The organism is Pseudarthrobacter sp. NPDC058119 (assembly GCF_042884655.1).
Lineage (GTDB): Bacteria > Actinomycetota > Actinomycetes > Actinomycetales > Micrococcaceae > Arthrobacter.
This window is the reverse complement of record NZ_JBHVTN010000004.1, coordinates 119,791-138,933: the sequence shown is the minus strand read 5'-3', so window position 1 is coordinate 138,933 and position 19,143 is coordinate 119,791. Positions and strand designations below refer to the sequence as shown.

Annotated in this window: 15 protein-coding genes; 7 read left to right on the top strand and 8 right to left on the bottom strand. The window is 61.5% G+C overall.

Annotation, left to right across the window (positions count from 1 at the left end):
- The first annotated feature begins 4 nt into the window (after nucleotides 1-4).
- Entirely contained in the window at nucleotides 5-331 is a 327-nt protein-coding gene (trxA, locus tag ACFVTD_RS10630) for a thioredoxin (RefSeq protein WP_387562090.1), read from the top strand.
- Nucleotides 332-4,627: 4,296 nt separating this feature from the next.
- Here the strand turns inward: trxA and ACFVTD_RS10625 are convergent.
- The 8 genes from ACFVTD_RS10625 to rpmH form a co-directional block, all read right to left on the bottom strand.
- Nucleotides 4,628-5,953 carry a ParB/RepB/Spo0J family partition protein gene (locus ACFVTD_RS10625; protein WP_387562087.1) on the bottom strand — a complete coding sequence of 442 codons (1,326 nt, stop codon included), beginning with the start codon at nucleotides 5,951-5,953 and terminating at the stop codon, nucleotides 4,628-4,630.
- A 65-nt stretch (nucleotides 5,954-6,018) separates the two neighbouring features.
- The gene (locus tag ACFVTD_RS10620) at nucleotides 6,019-7,101 is read right to left on the bottom strand and encodes a ParA family protein (protein WP_387562084.1); all 1,083 of its coding nucleotides are present in this window, start codon (nucleotides 7,099-7,101) and stop codon (nucleotides 6,019-6,021) included.
- Nucleotides 7,102-7,190: 89 nt separating this feature from the next.
- Nucleotides 7,191-7,841 (bottom strand): 16S rRNA (guanine(527)-N(7))-methyltransferase RsmG, encoded by a 651-nt coding sequence (gene rsmG / locus ACFVTD_RS10615; protein WP_387562081.1) that lies wholly within the window; start codon nucleotides 7,839-7,841, stop codon nucleotides 7,191-7,193.
- Between the two features lie 20 nt (nucleotides 7,842-7,861).
- The gene (locus tag ACFVTD_RS10610; RefSeq protein ID WP_387562078.1) at nucleotides 7,862-8,425 is read right to left on the bottom strand and encodes a protein jag; all 564 of its coding nucleotides are present in this window, start codon (nucleotides 8,423-8,425) and stop codon (nucleotides 7,862-7,864) included.
- The gene (gene yidC, locus ACFVTD_RS10605; protein WP_387562075.1) at nucleotides 8,425-9,396 is read right to left on the bottom strand and encodes a membrane protein insertase YidC; all 972 of its coding nucleotides are present in this window, start codon (nucleotides 9,394-9,396) and stop codon (nucleotides 8,425-8,427) included. The genes ACFVTD_RS10610 and yidC overlap by 1 nt, the downstream gene beginning before the upstream one ends.
- Before the next feature lie 15 nt (nucleotides 9,397-9,411).
- Nucleotides 9,412-9,804: a membrane protein insertion efficiency factor YidD gene (yidD, locus tag ACFVTD_RS10600; RefSeq protein WP_387562072.1), complete on the bottom strand. Its 393-nt coding sequence runs from the start codon at nucleotides 9,802-9,804 to the stop codon at nucleotides 9,412-9,414.
- Nucleotides 9,797-10,207, bottom strand: a complete 411-nt coding sequence (gene rnpA / locus ACFVTD_RS10595; RefSeq protein ID WP_141158804.1) for a ribonuclease P protein component — start codon at nucleotides 10,205-10,207, stop codon at nucleotides 9,797-9,799. Before rnpA ends, yidD begins: the two co-directional genes overlap by 8 nt.
- Before the next feature lie 40 nt (nucleotides 10,208-10,247).
- Nucleotides 10,248-10,385 carry a 50S ribosomal protein L34 gene (gene rpmH, locus ACFVTD_RS10590; protein WP_003800212.1) on the bottom strand — a complete coding sequence of 46 codons (138 nt, stop codon included), beginning with the start codon at nucleotides 10,383-10,385 and terminating at the stop codon, nucleotides 10,248-10,250.
- Nucleotides 10,386-10,854: 469 nt separating this feature from the next.
- Between rpmH and dnaA the strand changes: the two genes are divergently transcribed.
- The 6 genes from dnaA to gyrB all read left to right on the top strand — a co-directional run bounded on the left by dnaA (nucleotide 10,855) and on the right by gyrB (nucleotide 19,128).
- Entirely contained in the window at nucleotides 10,855-12,276 is a 1,422-nt protein-coding gene (gene dnaA / locus ACFVTD_RS10585; RefSeq protein ID WP_387562068.1) for a chromosomal replication initiator protein DnaA, read from the top strand.
- 535 nt (nucleotides 12,277-12,811) lie between these two features.
- On the top strand, nucleotides 12,812-13,936 hold the full coding sequence (dnaN, locus tag ACFVTD_RS10580; protein WP_141158802.1) for a DNA polymerase III subunit beta: 1,125 nt from the start codon (nucleotides 12,812-12,814) through the stop codon (nucleotides 13,934-13,936).
- A 48-nt stretch (nucleotides 13,937-13,984) separates the two neighbouring features.
- Nucleotides 13,985-14,869 (top strand): phosphogluconate dehydrogenase (NAD(+)-dependent, decarboxylating), encoded by an 885-nt coding sequence (gene gnd / locus ACFVTD_RS10575; protein WP_387562064.1) that lies wholly within the window; start codon nucleotides 13,985-13,987, stop codon nucleotides 14,867-14,869.
- Nucleotides 14,870-14,914: 45 nt separating this feature from the next.
- Nucleotides 14,915-16,120, top strand: coding sequence for a DNA replication/repair protein RecF (gene recF, locus ACFVTD_RS10570; protein ID WP_387562061.1), 1,206 nt, complete (start codon nucleotides 14,915-14,917; stop codon nucleotides 16,118-16,120).
- Nucleotides 16,110-16,664 (top strand): DUF721 domain-containing protein, encoded by a 555-nt coding sequence (locus ACFVTD_RS10565; RefSeq protein WP_387562058.1) that lies wholly within the window; start codon nucleotides 16,110-16,112, stop codon nucleotides 16,662-16,664. Before recF ends, ACFVTD_RS10565 begins: the two co-directional genes overlap by 11 nt.
- Nucleotides 16,665-17,040: 376 nt before the next feature.
- On the top strand, nucleotides 17,041-19,128 hold the full coding sequence (gene gyrB / locus ACFVTD_RS10560; RefSeq protein ID WP_387562055.1) for a DNA topoisomerase (ATP-hydrolyzing) subunit B: 2,088 nt from the start codon (nucleotides 17,041-17,043) through the stop codon (nucleotides 19,126-19,128).
- Nucleotides 19,129-19,143 lie beyond the last annotated feature (15 nt).

Genomic DNA, 19,143 nt, shown 5'->3' with positions numbered 1-19,143 from the left:
GGTTATGAGCAACGCAAAAGATGTAACTGACGCAAGTTTCGATACCGATGTCCTCTCTGCCGACAAGCCGGTCATCGTTGACTTCTGGGCTGAATGGTGTGGACCTTGCCGCAAGCTTGGCCCGATCCTGGACGAGATCGCAGGGGAGTACAGCGAAAAGGTTGACGTCGTGAAGGTCAACGTCGACGACAACCCGGCCATTGCTGCTCAGTACGGCATTACCTCTATTCCGGCTGTTTATCTTTTCCAGGGCGGCGAGGTGAAAAGCACTGTTGTCGGGGCCAAGCCGAAGCAGTTCTTCGAAAAGGAATTCTCCGACGTTCTGTCCTGACACTGAGCGTCCCTGTGATTGATGAACAGGGAGGACATGGAAAAGTGGTCACTGCCCGTTGGCGGTGGCCACTTTTTTGTGCTTTCGCCCCCTCATTGGCTAGGTAGATAGGATTCAACTGGCGGCGGTAAGAGGTCCGGCATGGCACGCCACCCTGTTCGCAACCAATAATGAGGCGGGCGCATTGCCCTCACACGCGGCATGTTTCACGTGAAACGCTGGGTTCGGCGTCATTGGCTTCCTGCGCAGGCGTCATAAGACCTTTCTGTATTTGGACTCGGGCGCCACAGTTCCTCCGCACCTTTGCGCCGACGCGCACTCCAGGCACTGTGTAACGTAATACCCCTGTGCCGCCCTTTAGGACGGTACGACAGAACCCAGGCACACGACGCCTAGGCGCAGAACCGCGCCTAGAGCGTTCGCCGGTGAGAAAATACGGCGCTCACAGTCGGTTCTAGTTCGAAGGCGAGCCCAGGCGGCCGGGGGTTTCACGTGAAACAAAGGGTAGAGCTGAGCTTTGAGCTGCTTAGGAAGCCACGGATACCTAAATTCCGCTACCAAGCCGCAATTTGTGGGGACCTAGGAAGACAGCCGTTTTAGAGATTGAGTTCGGATCACCATGACTGGTTCACCGCCCCGCCACGACCAACAGACCCTAGGACGCGCATTCTCTCAGTGCACCTTCCCGCGCCGCGGTAGGGGCCGGGAGGGCATGGGATGTGCTCTGACGAGCTGGCGGCCCAATGCCGCGGTTTAGCCGACGCTGCTCGGATTCGTGCAGGCAATGTGAAGACTGGGCTCAGGACTGGCACGAGAGGCTAGCTGGACATTCGCACTTGACTGCTTCGTTCCCGAGTGTCCAGACCTTGCCATACACAGAATCAGAAGCGCTGGACGAGTCGATTGAAACCAAGGAATGAGAGCATCCGCCGGCGAGTCGGGCGAAGATACTCACCCGCCATAGCACCAAAGAAGCGACTAATGGCGCTGCAGGATCCTTGCGCATGCCCGCCCCACCCGTTGCCGCCAGGAGCACACACGCCACAAGCGACATAGGGTCTCACCCCTGGTTTCGCAAGAACCTGGACATGCGGGCCGGCCGTTGATGGCCTGACCGAGGCTCTCGGACACCGTGTCCACGGCGCCGCTCTGGGCCTAAACGTGCAGCGGGTGACTAGACGATAGCCCTTGTTCGAAACGGAGACGGAATGGTGACACAAGCCGTCACCGCTACGATCTCACCCCGCCTCATAGTGACCGCGGATGTTACAGCCTCGGCAGAGGTTTCACGTGAAACATCATTTAGACCCACGAATGTTTCACGTGAAACGGCCCAGAATGGTATGGCGGCCACAGCGCGTTCGCCTGGCGAAGGGGGAGAGCCAGAACATTGCGAGCCGGGGCAGTAAACAGTCCGATGACACAAACGCGGCCACTCGAAGGCTGGCGGTCCACTCATCTCTGCAAGAGGGTAAAGCAGGCGGTAAAGCGCATTCGGCTCTGCGCCGCCACGACAAGGTGTCGCTTCGAAGGAAATAGCAGAGATGGGAATGCAGACTGCCGATCACCGGTACCTCTGTGGACGCCAGACCGACCAGCACCATTGCTTCTTCGAAGCTTCGTGCACTTTCTACAGCACCACAAGGAGTGCGCTCCGCTGGCGGATACTGGTCAGCCCTCCAAGACGGGATATGAGCCAGGATGCAGCGTTTATAGAGGATGTGCCGTCCCAACGAAGTCGGCCCCAGGAGCGGTCGGAGCGCGGCGAAGGCGTCGATGTAGGGCAGCGGAGACGGCAAGCCGAAGGACTGAGGCGGCCTCAATCGCCCAAATGGAAGGTCAGTTTATCCACAGGCTTGTACACAGGTAGGTCGCCATCAATCAACAGGTTTATCCACAGGCACCTCACTTGGACGACCTGGTGACGACATGGCGGAACGGACCCGTGATGAGGCAGCAGCGACCTTTAGCTCGACCCTATCGAATGGAAGGAGATTCGCTGCTACGGGATCAACCGAAAAATTCGCGCTCCGTTGACCGAGAAAGTAACAAATAGCGGCTGAAAAGTCCCTTCAGAAGGAGACTCCTCCCACCAGAGCACCCGTTTCACGTGCAACACGGACGGCTGGCTTGGCGTAGCCACAGTGTTCCTGTTGTCCCTGGACCACGAACCCGGGGAGCTGGAGTAGGTCAGCCGAACGGCTTTGCACTCTCGGCAGCGAATGTTTCCACAAAGTTATCCACAGGGATATCCACCGCTTTGTGTGCCCCACAACACCCCATCGGATCGACCTTGAGCGAACAGCCTCGCACCCGTTCGCACTGTCGGCGATCGAACCGAATGCCCGCCCGCCAGGCAAGGTACGAGCGCGATGCCACCGACCTGGCCGGCAACCTTGGGTGATGTTCCGAGTGGCACGACTTCGCGAACCTCCTGGAGGCAATGGTCCTTTCAGAGCCCGTTCATGGAAGGTAGTTGGGTTGGGGGATGGGGCGGACGCCGTGGCCGTACGAATTATGCATGGGCGGGCTGCCTGCCTCCCGTGCAACGAACTGGGTCCAGAAGCACAGACGCCTCCTCCCACCCCTGCATTGCAATGCCTGGCGGTGGTGCGGGACGTGACTCCGACAGTGAAACGGTGGGGCGCCGCTCGGCTGAATACATGCACAGCCTGATATCACCCGGCGTTAGGCCCACCCGGCGACGATTGGCAGTCGAATCAAATCCCACGGGACAGCTGGATCGCGAATCTTTAGCCTCGGGGTAAACTTGACGCTGCCGTGCCCAGTATGGCATCAGAGCCACTGGGCGCATCGGCTCGGCAGACTAGCTAGGCTTACCCCGATGACTGCCTTTTATAGGCGTAAACAGAACGAAGCGAGCACGGGCGACCGCTATAGTGTTTTCGGATGACGCACCGGTCATCGGGGTGCCGGCCCGGCATGTTTCACGTGAAACACACCTGTCGGAGGAGCCGGACGCCCGCGCGGGCTGCGTCCTCGTCGACTGGCTGTCCGTGCATGGACCCGTCTGATCTTGACGTGCCCTTCGGTCGCCTGAAACTTGGAAGCTTTCGTGGCGACGTCTTCCCATGGCGCGGCCGCCTCCATCTTAGGTGCGCCTGGTGACCGCGAGCCGGTTCTAGGACGTGAACTAGGGTCCCATGGATGTTTCACGTGAAACGGGCAGCCACAACCGACCAACACTGGGGCATAACCGGCTGAGACACAACGGGCGTAACCAGGACATCAACTGGCGCAGAAACTGTTTCACGTGAAACGCTCATCAGCCCGACCGCGAGTTACCGTCCTGAGCAGGTCTTCACTATTGTCATTTTGGTGTTTTCGGAGCGAGCACTATCAAGCGGCATTCGCCTGATCCATCCATATAGTCTCACTACGGAGTCCTGGTCGGTTTATGCACTTGGTGTATCAGCCGTGGCGGATTCACCCGGGTGAATCGCTATCCGGGGATTGGACTACGTGAGAACTGACGCGCACTATCCGTATCCAGAAGCCCACGGACTGCTTCGCAGATATGCGCCATGGTTGTGAATGTCTACTGAGCTGAAGGGGAACCCCGAAGCTAGCGCGGTTCCGTGTACACCTGGGCGGTCTTTCACGTCCGTGGAGCTGGAACCGGACTCCGAATAGAGTCTGTAACCGGAGTGGAGCCCTCTCGTCGCTGGGCTAATCAGGCAGCCTGTCGAGCCAAGTGGGGCATTAGAAGCGCCGGAAGCTCGCGTGACACCCTATCGCAGACCGGGATGGATATGCCTCATGGCTGAAGAGTCCCTGCTAATCGAAAATGTACGACTTGTGGTGATGAAATCGGAACATCCCTGCGCGGGAAACGTGCAGGCATCGCAAAGTGGCAAGTGCCTGCGGCATTTCCCAGGTCATTGACAGAATGGTGAAGAGGGTTTCACGTGAAACCCTGACCACTGCACCGGGATCACATCGGTGAAAAGTCGCCCACCGCGCCCTTCGCAGCTTGCAGTACTTTCTGATAGAACTAATGACCGACCGGCCGTCCTGCCGTGACTTCCGCGGGCTCGGCAGATCTCCGCTGCGATCCTAGAGGAGACCCGGTACGTTTCAGAACAGCGGGCAGCATAACCAAAGACGTGGAACTGCACCGATATCCACATCCACCTGATCCAGCACCTGGATCACACCTCCATCCCAAGTCTGGGGATGGAGCTGCCAAGGTTGGATCATAGGCCAGAAGCCGGGGAAGCAGGGGCGGGCAACAAAAAAGGACCCGATTCACGAGAATCGGGCCCTTCCATTGCGTCAGTTGTTTGAACCAGGAGCTAAGACATTCATAATACGGTTCAGGTCCTCAACGCTCGCAAACTCGATGCTGACCTTGCCCTTCCGGACCCCCAACGAGATCTTGACGTTGGTGTCCAGACGGTCTGAGAGCGAGGAGGCAAGATAGTCAAGGCGCTCGTGCCTGGCACCGGGCCGGGGGATGTTGTTCTTCGCGGGCTTGGCAGGATCCTGGTACAGGGTAACGGCTTCTTCGGTCGCGCGGACAGACATGCCTTCGGCGACGATCTTCTGGGCAAGGCGCTCCATTGCCGCTGCATCAGGCAGGGAGAGCAGCGCTCTGGCATGCCCCGCTGACAGCACGCCGGCAGCTACGCGGCGCTGCACCAGCGGTGGGAGCTTCAGGAGCCGCAGGGTGTTGGAAACCTGGGGCCGGGAACGGCCGATGCGGTCCGCCAGCTGCTCGTGGGTGGTACCGAAGTCCTCCAGGAGCTGCTGGTACGCCGCAGCTTCTTCCAAGGGGTTCAGCTGGCTGCGGTGGAGGTTTTCCAGCAGTGCATCACGCAGGAGGTCGTCGTCAGTGGTATCCCTGATGATCGCGGGGATGGTATCCAGCCCCGCTGCCTGTACTGCACGCCACCGGCGTTCACCCATGACCAGCTCGTAGGGTTCACTACCAGCTTCGGTTGATGTACGAACAACGATGGGCTGAAGAACGCCGATCTCGCGTACAGAGTGCACCAACTCGGCCATGTCGTCTTCGTCGAAGACGCTGCGGGGCTGTTTCCGGTTGGGGTGGATGTCAGCCACAGAGATTTCCGCGAAGCGGGCCCCCGGAACTTCAACGAGCTCAACCCCGGAGTCCGTCCCGGAGTCCACGGCACTGGGTGCAGCAACAGCCGCAGCAGCAGCATCTACACCAGCAGTAACCTTCTCTTCCACAGCCGGCTCGGTAGGCATTACAGCTGACGGGGCAGCAGATTCTGCTGCCGGCTTCGAACCGGCACGGGGAGCCTTCTTTGCAGGAGCCTTCTTCGTGGCCGGTGCATCGGTACCGGGAGCAGCCTTGGCCTCCCCGCCACCATCATTATCGGCCACGGACTTTGCAGCCTCTGGTTTTGCCGGCGACCGGCGGGCAGGGGCATTGGCAGCCGTTTCCTTGTCCGCACCGTTAGCAGCCCGTGCTGCGGGCTGATCCAGGGGTTCTGTCTTCTTTCGGCCTTCGGGGAAGAACAGATCAACCGGCCGGGATACCGCCCCGCCGTTACCGGAAGACCCATTGGCTGCGGCGGAACTAGGAATCAGCGCGCCAAGACCGCGGCCTAGGCCCCGTCGCTTCTCGCTCATGGGTAAATCCCTCCAGTGATAGAACCGGGACGAGCCTGGCTCCGTGCGTTGCGGTATTGAAGATTCTAGCGTTCGGCGATTTCTGCGGCGGCTTCCAGGTAGGACAGCGCACCACTTGAGGAAGGGTCGTATGTCATGACCGTCTGCTGGTAGCTGGGTGCCTCGGAGATCCGTACGGAGCGGGGAACGACAGCAGAGAGGACCTGGTCGGGGAAGTGCTGGCGCACCTCCGCGGCTACCTGTGCGGCCAGGTTGGTGCGGCCGTCATACATGGTGAGCAGGATGGTCGATACAACAAGATCGGCATTGAGGTGCTTCTGGATCATCTCAATGTTCTTGAGGAGCTGGCTGAGTCCTTCCAGGGCGTAGTACTCGCACTGGATGGGAATCAGGACCTCGTTAGCCGCACAGAAGGCATTGACGGTCAGCAGGCCCAAGCTCGGCGGGCAGTCAATGAAAACGTAGTCGAGGCGTTCCTCGCCGTTCTTCTCGCGTACCTTGGCGTAGACGTCGATGGCGCGGCGCAGGCGCTGTTCACGGGCCACGAGCGAAACGAGTTCAATCTCGGCTCCGGCAAGGTGGATCGTGGCCGGCGCACAGATGAGTTTTTCGATGTCCGGGCAGGGAGCCACCACATCAGCCAGCGGAACGTCGTTGATCAGGACGTCGTAAATGCTGTCCACGTCCGCGTGGTGTTCAATGCCCAGTGCGGTGGAAGCATTGCCCTGGGGATCGATATCGATCACCAGGACATTCAGTCCTGCTGCAGCAAGGGCAGCGGCAATGTTCACGGTCGTGGTGGTCTTGCCCACGCCGCCCTTCTGGTTGGATACCGTGAAGATCCGCGTCTTTTCCGGACGGGGAAGCTTGCGGCCCACCAATCGCTCACGCCTTTTGGTTTCGTGGGCAAGTTCCCGGGCGATGGGACTCGAGTCATCGATCGCATCAATAACGTTGGAACGACCGGTTGAGGTTGTTTCACGTGAAACTGCACTGCCGGGAGAGGGTGAAGCAACCATCTTCGGGTGATTACCACCGCGGCCGGGAGCCATGGCGATGCCCGCCAGCCCCGATCCAGCGACAGAACGTGCCGACCCCAAGGACACAAACGGCGGGATCCGTTGTGCGGAGGCTTCACTACTGGTCACTGGGGCACACTCACTCTCGTTCAGCCAATTTTGCTGCCGTTGTCTAGCCTAACTGCTCCGGCCTGCTGACAGCCGTCAGCGGGCCCGCATTAGGACTTCTTTTGGGACTTGTTCACCACGATGCGCACAACCGTCGTCGGCTCCTCGAGGAGGTTGTCACCCACGGTCAGCACCGACGTCTCGACACCGCCAAGCTTGCGGATGGTCTTGGCAGCCTTCTCGATTTCCTCACCCGCGCTTCGGCCCTTGATGGCCACCACTTCGCCGTGCCCACCCAGCAGTGGAATGGTGAGGCCGGCGAGGTTGGTCAATGCAGATACGGCGCGGGCGGTCACGACGTCAGCCTCCACCTGCCCAACAGCGAGTTCGGCACGGGTACGCATCACCGTGACATTGTCCAGGCCGAGGTCATCGACAACTTCCTGAAGCCAGATAACCCTGCGCTCCAGCGGTTCTATAAGGGTGAGCTCAAGGTCGGGACGCGCTATGGCAAGGCAGAGGCCCGGCAGGCCGGCGCCGCTCCCGACGTCGGCCACGTGGCTTCCGTGCGCGATCTCGCTTTCGATGACTGCGCAGTTGAGTACATGGCGGCTCCACAGCCGGGGAACCTCGCGCGGCCCAATAAGGCCCCGCTCGGTACCGGACGTGGCGAGGTGCTCCACGTAGCGCTTTGCGAGCTCCAGGCGGTCACCGAAGATCTTCTCAGCAGCCTTCAGTTCTGCTGCCGTAATGTCGACCATAACTAAGGGTTCGGCATTCACTAGTCTGCGGAAACGACGATGTGGCGTCCTGCGCCTTCGCCCTCGGACTCGCTGACCAGGCCGAGGTCAGCCACGGCGTCGTGCACGATCTTTCGTTCGTAGGCACTCATCGGCTCCAGGGCCACCGATTTGCCCGATTCCTTGACCGAAGCCGCGGCGTCCTCAGCAATCTTCTGCAGGTGTCCGGTACGTTCCTGCCGGTAGCCATTGATGTCCAGCACGAGCCGTGAACGGTTCTCCGTTGCGGACAGTACTGCCAGGCGGGTGAGTTCCTGCAGGGCTTCCAGGACTTCACCATCTTCGCCGACCAGGCCTTCGAGCCCTTCGGTCTCTTCCTCGGCAACGATGGAAATGTAGGTCCGTCCATTGCGGACCTCAATGTCGATGTCGCCGTCAATGTCGGCGATGTCCAGCAGTTCCTCCAGGTAGTCGGCGGCGACGTCCCCCTCTTCCTCGAGGCGGCTGGCGGCTGAACCCTTGGCTGTGGAAGCATCCTGGTTCACGGACTCGTCCTGATCGTCGATCTCTTCAGAAAGGGCGTGCTCGGTGCTCTCGGCTGACATTACTTCTTCTTCCTGTTCTTGCGCTGGGGCTGGACACGCTGTCCCTTGATCTCAACTGCGGCGGCCGCGGCCTCGTCGGCTGCCTCATCCCGCTTTCCGGTCAGGACGGACAGGGCCGGCAGGCCCTTGGCGGCACGGCGTTCGGCGAGGGCCTTCGCGGCGGGGGAGCCGGGCGTCGGCATCCGGCGGATAACGAAGAACTGCTGGCCCATGGTCCAAAGGTTGGTGGTGGTCCAGTAGATCAGAACACCGATGGGGAAGTTGATGCCACCCACGCCGAAGACGATGGGAAGGATGTAAAGCATCATCTTCTGCTGTCGCATGAACGGGCTGGCCATGGCTTCCTCGGACATGTTCTTGGCCATGATCTGCTTCTGCGTGATGAACTGCGAAGCCGTCATGGCCAGGATCATCACGATGGAAAGGATCCACACAGAAGCCTGGTTGCCGCTTCCGCCGCCATGCAGCAGGGAGGCAGACAGGGGAGCCCCGAAGATGCTCGAGGCGTCGAATTCGACAACCTGCTCATGGCTCATCGCGCCGATGCCGGCGCCCTGGTCCTTGGCCTGCGAAATGCCGGAGAGCACCTGGAACAGGGCGAAGAAGAACGGCATCTGGATCAGCATGGGAAGGCATGCCGAGAACGGGTTGGTCCCATGCTTCTTGTACATGGCCATCTGTTCCTGGGCCATGGCCTGGCGGGACAACTGGTCGGTCTTGCCCTTGTACTTGTCCTGCAGCTTCTTCAGGTCCGGCTGCAGCAGCTGCATGCCGCGCTGGGCCTTGATCTGCTTGACGAATACCGGGATCAGGGCTGCGCGGATCACCAGCACCAGTCCGATGATGGACAGAGTCCAGGTCCAGCCATTGGCGGCGGGCATCCCGATGGCGCTCAAGCCGTCGTGGAACCCGATCATGATGATGGAAACCAGCCACTTGAACGGGGCCATGATTGTTCCAAAGAAGTCCATACTTATCCCTATTCGTCAGGCCGCACTGCGGCCTTCTTCATCAGTCCGAGCAACCAGGTACCTGTCCGGATTGTTCAGCACAACAATTGTGGGGGTCTGGCCCGCGGGCCATTCCCGGCCGCCGGCGGGGACATGGTCCACTCCGCCGGCGTTCCATGGGTGGCAGTGGCCAAGGCGCCGCGCGGCGAGCCAGCTTCCCTTGACGGCACCGTGGACGGTGACCGCTTCCAGGGCGTAGGCGGAGCATGACGGGAAGAACCGGCAGACCGGACCGTACAAGGGAGAAACCACCTTGCGGTAGGCCATCAGCAGGAGAATGAGGATGTTCCGGGGCAGGTTCCAGAGGAACCTGCCGACAACGGCAATCACGGTGCGGAGACGGGCGACGACGGCGGTGGCGTTAGGCACGCGGTGTCCCCTCCTGTGTTGTACCGGCTGAACCCCTGGCGGCAGCCCGCGAAGGACGGCCTGCCAGCCGGTTCAACGTAGATTCCAGTGCAGCGTTGTAGTCCGACAGCAGCTGGTCCCAGCTGGCCGATGCGGAAGCAGGAAGCGCCCGCACTACGATGGCGAGTCCTGTACCGTGCTCGCGCAACGAGGCAGCACCCGCTTCTCTCAGTCTCCTCTTAACGAGGTTCCTGACCACAGCGTTCCCTACACTCTTGGAAACAATGAACCCGATCCGGCTGGGTTCGTCAGCAGCAATGGCTGCCGCATATAACACTACGTTCCGGCGTCCATTGCGGACACCGGAACGTACAGTTGTTGAAAAATCGGTTGGGGTCCTCAAGCGGTTGCGGGCGGCCAGCACCTTAAACTCGCAAGGGAATGTCTACCGATAAGCCAGTTATTTAGGCCGACAGTTCGGTGCGGCCCTTGCCACGACGGGCTGCCAGGATGGCACGGCCGGCACGGGTACGCATACGAAGGCGGAAGCCGTGCTTCTTGGCTCGACGGCGGTTATTCGGCTGAAAAGTCCGCTTGCTCACGTTAGTTACTCCAGTGGATCAAAGGTGCGCCCACCCGATCAGTAAGGGGAAGAACTGGCCGACGCTAAGTTTTGTATATGCACGCTTCCCCCGGCTGCCCAGGCGCACTGCGCCTGGATGTTCAGATGGGGCCCAAAAAGCGGACACAAAGGACTTCACAACGTTAGGGCAATTTGCAGGCCCGAGTCAAACCGGAACGGTCCCGTACAGCTGTCCCCAGCTGTTGCTAAGTATCCCCAACAGCCTGTGGATGAAGTGGCTCACAGGGGCGCTTACAGAACCACAACCGTGTAATTATCCACAGCCAGATAGCCAGCTATCTTCTAGGCTTTTCATCACCTAGAGTGTCCCAGTAGCCGATTATCCACGGACTGTGCATAACCCTGTGGATGAAGCTGGGCCAGCACCCTGGTTCCGGACTTGGGGCTGCAGGCAATGCAGGCATAGCAAGTTTTGAGGGAACCGATTGATGACAGTAGACGAAGCCAACCACGCCAATACTGTCGGAAGTTCCTGGCGCCGGGTTGTCAGCCTGCTGGAACAGGACCACCGCGTATCACCGCGCCAGCGTGGCTTTGTCATCCTTGCCCAGGCACAGGGCCTCATCGGTTCCACGCTCCTGGTGGCCGTTCCCAACGAACTCACCCGCGAAGTGCTCCAGACCCAGGTCAAGGAAGCCCTTGACGATGCACTGCACAACGTTTTCTCCGAAGACATCCGCTGCGCCATCGACGTGGACACCGACCTGGTGCCCATCCACGAGGAGCCCGAGCACGTCGTCGAACCCTCTTTCGCCCCGGACCAGGTCATCGAGCAGAAGCCGCAGCCTATGCTCCCCAGCACATCGCACGAGTTCGGCCGGCTGAACCCCAAGTACGTCTTCGACACCTTCGTCATTGGTTCCTCGAACCGGTTCGCCCATGCCGCCGCCGTTGCTGTTGCCGAAGCGCCCGCCAAGGCCTACAATCCGCTTTTCATCTATGGAGATTCGGGCCTCGGCAAGACCCACCTCCTGCACGCCATCGGCCATTACGCCCGGCGCCTCTACAGCGGGATCCGCGTCCGCTACGTAAATTCGGAAGAATTCACCAACGACTTCATCAACTCGATCCGCGATGACGAAGGCACCAGCTTCAAGACGACGTACCGGAACGTCGATGTCCTCCTGATTGACGACATCCAGTTCCTGGCCGGCAAGGACCGGACGCTGGAGGAGTTCTTCCACACCTTCAATGCCTTGCACAACAACAACAAACAGGTCGTCATCACCTCGGACCAGCCGCCCAAGCTCCTGGCCGGCTTCGAGGACCGCATGAAGTCGCGTTTCGAGTGGGGCCTGCTGACGGACATCCAGCCGCCGGAACTTGAGACCCGAATCGCCATCCTCCGCAAGAAGGCGCTCAGCGAGGGCCTGTCGGCGCCGGACGATGCCCTGGAATACATCGCATCGAAGATCTCCAGCAACATCCGCGAGCTCGAAGGTGCACTGATCAGGGTGACGGCGTTCGCCAGCCTGAACCGCCAGCCGGTCGACGTGGCCCTTGCCGAGATGGTCCTGAAGGACCTGATTACCGACGACGGCGCCCAGGAGATCACGTCCGCCCAGATCCTCCAGCAGACCGCTGACTACTTCAAGCTCAGCATGGAAGAACTCTGCAGCAAGTCCCGCACCCGGACCCTGGTGACTGCACGGCAGATCGCCATGTACCTGTGCCGGGAACTGACGGACATGTCACTCCCCAAGATCGGACAGGAACTTGGCGGCCGCGACCACACCACCGTCATCCACGCCGACCGCAAGATCCGCGAACTCATGGCCGAGCGCCGTGTGATCTACAACCAGGTCACCGAACTGACCAACCGGATCAAGCAGCAACAACGCGACTCCTGAATCCACACCGTGCCCGGCACTCTATACCTTATTAACAGGGGCATGTGGATAAGCCTGTGGATAGTTAAGGGGACAAGCGCGGTTAATGGGCTTAAAACCCTTAAGCCGTCTGTGGATCGTTAAAAATGGCCGTTTGCGTTGTCCCCATCCACACCCTGTTTAAAACCCAGTTAACGCACATCCGGTGAACAGGGCTTAAGCGCGGAAACATGCGGCAGGGCCGGGTTTTCCACAGTTTCCACAGCAGTTATTAACACTACTAATCCCAAAAAATCGAAATCCCTCAAACAACAAGAACGTTCCGCCCATCCGAGAAGGGGCCTGCTGGCCCCTGAAGGGCCAGGCCGGTCTTCAGGGGATGGGTTAATCCCGGATCTTCCGGCTAAGCTGTCAGCAGCGCTCCCATCCCTGGGTTTTCGTGTGGTTTCTGTCTCCGCGGACCATGCACCAGCCGGGGTGCGCCCAACTTCTTCCGGAGTTTCCTGCGAAATTCCCGGTTTTACATGGCAGCAGCAATGAAAGGCGGCACCCTTCCGTGAAGTTCAGAGTCGATCGGGACGTCCTGGCAGAAGCCGTCACCTGGACAGCCCGGTCGTTGTCTCCGCGGCCTCCAGTGCCTGTCCTCTCCGGCCTCCTGCTGAAAGCCGAAGCCGGAACCGTCAGCCTTTCCAGCTTTGACTACGAAACCTCGGCGCGCCTTGAGATCACCGCCGATATCCGGGATGAAGGCACCATCCTGGTCTCCGGACGCCTCCTGGCCGACATTTGCCGCAGCCTGCCCTCCGCCCCGGTGGACGTGGAAACCGACGGCAATAAAGTCACGCTCACCTGCCGCCGAAGCAGCTTCCACCTCGCCACCATGCCGGAAGCCGAATACCCTCCGCTTCCGTCCCTGCCGGCCATCAGCGGAACCGTACCCGGCGATGCCTTTGCCCAGGCTGTTTCCCAGGTGATCATCGCGGCCAGCAAGGACGACACGCTTCCCATCCTCACCGGCGTGCGGATGGAGATCGAAGACGACCTGATCACACTCCTGGCCACCGACCGCTACCGGCTGGCCATGCGCGAAGTGCCGTGGAAACCTGTCACTCCCGGAATCTCCACCAGCGCCCTGGTCAAGGCCAAAACCCTCAACGAGGTAGCCAAAACGCTTGGCAACAGCGGCGACATCAACCTCGCCCTCTCCGACGACGACAGCCGCCTGATCGGTTTTGAGAGCGGCGGCCGCACCACCACCTCACTGCTGGTGGACGGCGACTACCCCAAGATCCGGTCGTTGTTCCCCGAGTCCACGCCGATCCACGCCACGGTGCAAACGCAGGAACTGGTTGAGGCTGTCCGCCGTGTCTCACTGGTGGCCGAGCGCAACACCCCGGTCCGCCTTGCCTTCACCGACGGCCTGCTCAACCTTGATGCCGGTACGGGAGAAGACGCCCAGGCATCGGAAGAGCTGGAAGCCCAGTTGTCCGGCGAGGACATCACGGTGGCCTTCAACCCGCATTACCTGATCGAGGGCCTCAGCGTAATCGAAACCAAATTTGTCCGGTTCTCCTTCACCACGGCGCCCAAACCCGCGATGATTACGGCCCAGGCCGACGCTGACGGCGAAGACCAGGACGACTACCGCTACCTGGTGATGCCGGTCCGCCTTCCGAACTAGTCCCCACCCATCGCCACCCTTCCCAACCAGCGCAGAAAAGAGTTCACCATGCATATTGGACTGATCGGCCTCGGCAAAATGGGGTTCAACATGCGTGAGCGCCTGCGCAAGGGAGGACTGGAAGTCACCGGCTACGACCGGAACCCGGACGTTACTGATGCTGCCAGCGTTGATGAGCTGATCGCCGCCGTGCCGGCGCCCAGGATCATCTGGGTGATGGTGCCCTCGGGGCCCATCACTGACGCGGTCATCACTGAACTCAGCGAAAAGCTGGAACCGGGCGACCTGGTCATCGACGGAGGTAATTCCAGGTTCACCGAGGACCAGAAGCACGGCGAACTCCTTGCCGCCAAGGAAATCCGATTCGCTGACTGCGGCGTCTCGGGCGGAGTCTGGGGCTTGCAGAACGGGTATGGACTGATGGCCGGCGGCGATGCCGCCGACATCGAACGTGCCCTGCCGGTCTTCGATGCCTTGCGCCCCGAAGGTGAAAGGGCGGACAGCTTCGTCCACGTCGGCGGCATTGGTGCCGGCCATTATGCCAAAATGGTCCACAACGGCATCGAGTACGGCCTGATGCAGGCATACGCCGAAGGCTACGAACTGCTGGCAGCCAAGGACATCGTCACCGACCTTCCCGGCACGTTCCGGGCATGGCAAAAAGGCACCGTTGTCCGTTCATGGCTCCTGGACCTCATGGTCAAGGCCCTTGACGAGGATCCCGGCCTGGCCTCGATCGACGATTACGTGGAAGACTCCGGTGAAGGCCGCTGGACCGTTGAGGAAGCCATCGCGAACGCCGTTCCCGCCCCCGCCATCACAGCCGCGTTGTTTGCCCGGTTTGCCTCCCGGGAGGACACGTCGCCAGCCATGAAGATGGTTTCCGCGCTGCGTCACCAGTTCGGCGGCCACGCAACCCGTCCCGCCAAGTAGCACCCACCGGGAACCAGCAGAGTTCCCAGAATTGCCGAAAACCGCGTGTATCTGGAACACCTTTCACTGACCGACTTCCGCAGTTACGCCCAGGTGGATCTCTCCCTGGAGCCCGGCGTCACCGTCCTGGTGGGATACAACGGCATTGGCAAGACCAACCTGATGGAGGCCATCGGCTACCTTGCCACCCTCAGTTCGCACCGGGTCAGCTCCGATGCGCCCCTGCTGAGGTTCGGCACGGAACGTGCGCTGGTCCGCGCGCGGCTGGTCCGCGGCACGCAGACCACGGTCCTTGAACTGGAAATCAACGCCAGCCGGGCAAACCGTGGGCGTATCAACCGCAGTAATCCGGTGCGCGCCCGTGACCTGGTCGGCATCTGCCAGACAGTGCTCTTTGCTCCGGAAGACCTGGCGCTGGTCAAGGGAGATCCGTCCAACCGCCGCCGCTTCCTGGATGAGCTGCTGGCAAGCCTCATCCCTCACCATGCGGCCACCCGCAGTGACTACGACCGGGTTCTGAAGCAGCGCAACGCCCTGCTCAAGTCTGCGCGGGCTGGAAAGTTCACCTCCGCGCATGAATCCACGCTCGAAGTGTGGGACCAGCACATGGCCAGGGCCGGAGCGGAATTGCTGCACGCGCGGCTGGAGCTGGTGGAAAAGCTGCGCCCGCACCTCGCCCGCGCCTACGCGGAACTTACGGATGCGTCCAAGCCGGCGGATGCCACCTACCGGTCAACCCTGCAGAACCAGATGGACGATGACGGCGTTCCGGCCGGAGGTGCCCAGCGCGCCTCGGCGGGAGGTTCTTCAGACGGCCCCGATGACCTCCGCCTTCTGTCCGTGGACCAACTCACGGAACGCTACGTCCAGGCATTCGCAGAATCCCGCAGGAAAGAACTGGAACGCGGCATCTCCCTGGTCGGTCCGCACCGTGACGATTTGGAGCTGATGCTCGGGCAAGCCCCCGCCAAGGGGTATGCCTCGCACGGCGAAACCTGGTCCATGTGCCTGTCCCTCCGCCTGGCCTCGTACTACGTGATGCTGGACGATGCCCGTACCGGGGGTTCTGCACCGATCCTCATCCTTGACGACGTCTTCGCCGAACTCGACGTCCAGCGCAGGCGTAAACTGGCCGCAATAGTCTCCGGCGCGGAACAGGTCCTGGTGACCGCCGCCGTCGACGCCGATATTCCGGAAGAACTCTCCGGACGGCGGGTGAAGGTCGTCCCGGGAGGTATCGATGAGCAGTGACCAAGGCGGCGGGCTGCAGCCAGGCCGGGAACCGGACGACATCGACGCCCCGCAGGCTGCACTGAACCGCATGCGCGAAGCCGCGGCCGCGCGCGGCGAAGTCCGCCGGAAGGTGGCGCGCCCGGGCGCACAGAAAACCAAAGGCAGTATCCGGGACACCCGCGGTTTCAGCCAGTTCCACGCCACCGGGCGGGATCCCCTGGGCCTGGGGAAAGTGGTTGGCCGGCTGGTGGCTGAGCGGGGCTGGACGTCACCCGTCGCCGTTGGCTCGGTCATGGCAGAGTGGGCAACCCTGGTGGGACCGGAAATCTCCTCCCACTGCACACCCGAGAGCTTTACCGACACCACCCTCCACGTGCGGTGCGATTCCACGGCGTGGGCCACCCAGCTTCGGCTCCTGAGCACCAGCCTGCTTGATAAGTTCCGCCGGGAACTGGGCGAAGGAGTGGTCACCAGAATCCAGGTCCTCGGACCGTCGGCACCGAGCTGGCGCAAGGGTGGGCGCAGTGTCCAGGGCCGGGGCCCCCGGGACACGTACGGATAGCCTGCGCGGCAACTCTTGAAACTGCGTGCAAGGGCGTGTAGGGCGCTGTAAGGACCATTGCGTGTATAGGCACCCGGAGGGCGTACCGCTGGGCCGCCCTAGGCGCGGCCAAGAGCCTCGCACAGCCATATTCACCTGCGCTGAAGGGCCTCCGAATGCGGGGATATGAGCCGGTTCACGGTAGAATTGGTGCAGATAACTGGGCGCGGATGAAACGTTGACTTCAGTCCGTTCTCCGCGCGCTCTCCGCGTTCAGGGAACGGAGCACCACCGTCAGCAGGTCACCGGCGCCATAAGTTTGTGCCTGTTGGCGGGTGGCTTTCCCTGGGAGAGGCACCGGCCGGCCATCATCGAGAACAGAGGAGTCGCAGCGCCTGTGGCTAACGACAATACAGATATTCTGGCAGCAGATACAGCAGTCGAGGATGGTCGCACCCCAGACACCCCGGCTCCGGCGGCCACGCCAAGGGAATACGGCGCCAGCGACATCACTGTCCTCGAGGGCCTCGAAGCTGTCCGCAAGCGTCCGGGCATGTACATCGGTTCCACCGGACCCCGTGGCCTCCACCACCTGGTGTACGAAGTGGTGGACAACTCCGTGGACGAGGCTCTGGCCGGATACTGCAGCCACATCGAGGTCGTCCTGCAGGCCGACGGCGGCGTCAAGGTAGTCGATGACGGCCGTGGCATCCCGGTGGACATGCATCCCACGGAACACAAGCCCACCGTCGAGGTGGTCATGACCATCCTGCACGCCGGCGGCAAATTTGGTGGCGGTGGCTACGCCGTCTCCGGCGGCCTGCACGGCGTGGGCATCTCCGTGGTCAACGCCCTCTCCAGCCGGGTAGACACCGAAGTGCGCCGCCAGGGATACGTATGGCGTATGTCCTTTGCTGACGGCGGCAAGCCGCAGGGCAGCCTGGTCAAGGGCGAAGAGACGGACGCTACCGGAACCACCCAGACGTTCTACCCGGATCCGGCGATCTTCGAGACCACGGAGTTCGATTTCGAGACGTTGCGTGCCCGCTTCCAGCAGATGGCTTTCCTGAACAAGGGCCTGCGGATCACCCTGACGGATGAGCGCGCGCCTGTTGGGGACGATGCCGACGGCGACCTGGACCTTGATGACCTCAGCACCGAGGGCGAAGTCAGCGCTGAGCACCGCACCGTGGTGTACCAGTACGACGAAGGACTCCTTGACTACGTCCGGCACTTGAACTCGGGCAAGAAGGTGGAGGTGGTCCATGAGGACGTCATAGCCTTCGAAACCGAGGACACGGACCGCAAGATCGCCCTGGAAATGGCCATGCAGTGGACCAGCGCCTATTCCGAAAGCGTCCACACCTACGCCAACACCATCAACACCCACGAGGGCGGCACGCACGAAGAAGGCTTCCGCGCCGCCATGACCTCCCTGGTCAACCGCTATGCCCGGGAAAAAGGCATCATCAAGGAGAAGGACGACAACCTCACGGGCGACGACATCCGTGAAGGCCTCACCGCCGTCATCTCCGTCAAGTTGGCTGAACCCCAGTTCGAGGGTCAGACCAAGACCAAGCTCGGCAATTCCGAGGTCAAGGGCTTCGTCCAGCGCGTGGTCACCGACGGACTGGGCGACTGGCTCGAGCGCAACCCCGGCCCCGCCCGCGACGTGATCCGCAAGGCAATCTCCGCCGCGCAGGCCCGGATGGCCGCACGCAAAGCCCGCGACAACGCACGCCGCAAGAGCCCGCTGGAGTCCTTTGGCATGCCCGGCAAGCTGTCGGACTGCTCCTCCAAGGACCCGGAAAAATGCGAGGTCTACATCGTGGAGGGCGACTCGGCCGGTGGCTCCGCCAAGCGCGGCCGCAACCCCGAGACCCAGGCCATCCTCCCGCTGCGCGGTAAGATCCTGAACGTGGAGCGTGCCCGCCTGGACAAGGCCCTGGGCAACGCCGAAGTCCAGTCCATGATCACCGCCTTCGGTACCGGGATCGGCGAGGACTTCGACCTCGCAAAGCTCCGCTACCACAAGATCGTGCTGATGGCAGATGCCGACGTGGACGGGCAGCACATCACCACCCTGCTGATGACCCTGCTGTTCCGTTACATGCGGCCCCTGATCGAGAACGGCTACGTGTACCTCGCCCAGCCGCCGCTGTACCGGATCAAGTGGTCCAACGCCCCGCACGACTACGTGTACAGCGACCGCGAACGGGACGCCAAACTCGTGGCCGGGCAGGCAGCCGGACGCCGCATCCCCAAGGACAACGGCATCCAGCGTTACAAGGGCCTCGGCGAGATGGATTACACCGAACTGTGGGACACCACCATGGACCCTGACCACCGCACCCTGCTGCAGGTGACCATGGACGACGCCCTCGCCGCCGACCAGATCTTCTCTGTCCTCATGGGTGAAGACGTGGAATCCCGACGCAACTTCATCCAGCAGAACGCCAAGGACGTCAGGTTCCTGGACATCTAAGGACCCGCTCCAAAG

Bases quoted from the DNA above. Each gene is read 5' to 3' on its own strand.
- trxA (WP_387562090.1), top strand. From the start codon at position 5: ATGAGCAACGCAAAAGATGTAACTGACGCAAGTTTCGATACCGATGTC.
- ACFVTD_RS10625 (WP_387562087.1), bottom strand. From the start codon at position 5,953: ATGAGCGAGAAGCGACGGGGCCTAGGCCGCGGTCTTGGCGCGCTGATT.
- rsmG (WP_387562081.1), bottom strand. From the start codon at position 7,841: ATGGTCGACATTACGGCAGCAGAACTGAAGGCTGCTGAGAAGATCTTC.
- ACFVTD_RS10610 (WP_387562078.1), bottom strand. From the start codon at position 8,425: ATGTCAGCCGAGAGCACCGAGCACGCCCTTTCTGAAGAGATCGACGAT.
- yidC (WP_387562075.1), bottom strand. From the start codon at position 9,396: ATGGACTTCTTTGGAACAATCATGGCCCCGTTCAAGTGGCTGGTTTCC.
- dnaA (WP_387562068.1), top strand. From the start codon at position 10,855: ATGACAGTAGACGAAGCCAACCACGCCAATACTGTCGGAAGTTCCTGG.
- gnd (WP_387562064.1), top strand. From the start codon at position 13,985: ATGCATATTGGACTGATCGGCCTCGGCAAAATGGGGTTCAACATGCGT.
- ACFVTD_RS10565 (WP_387562058.1), top strand. From the start codon at position 16,110: ATGAGCAGTGACCAAGGCGGCGGGCTGCAGCCAGGCCGGGAACCGGAC.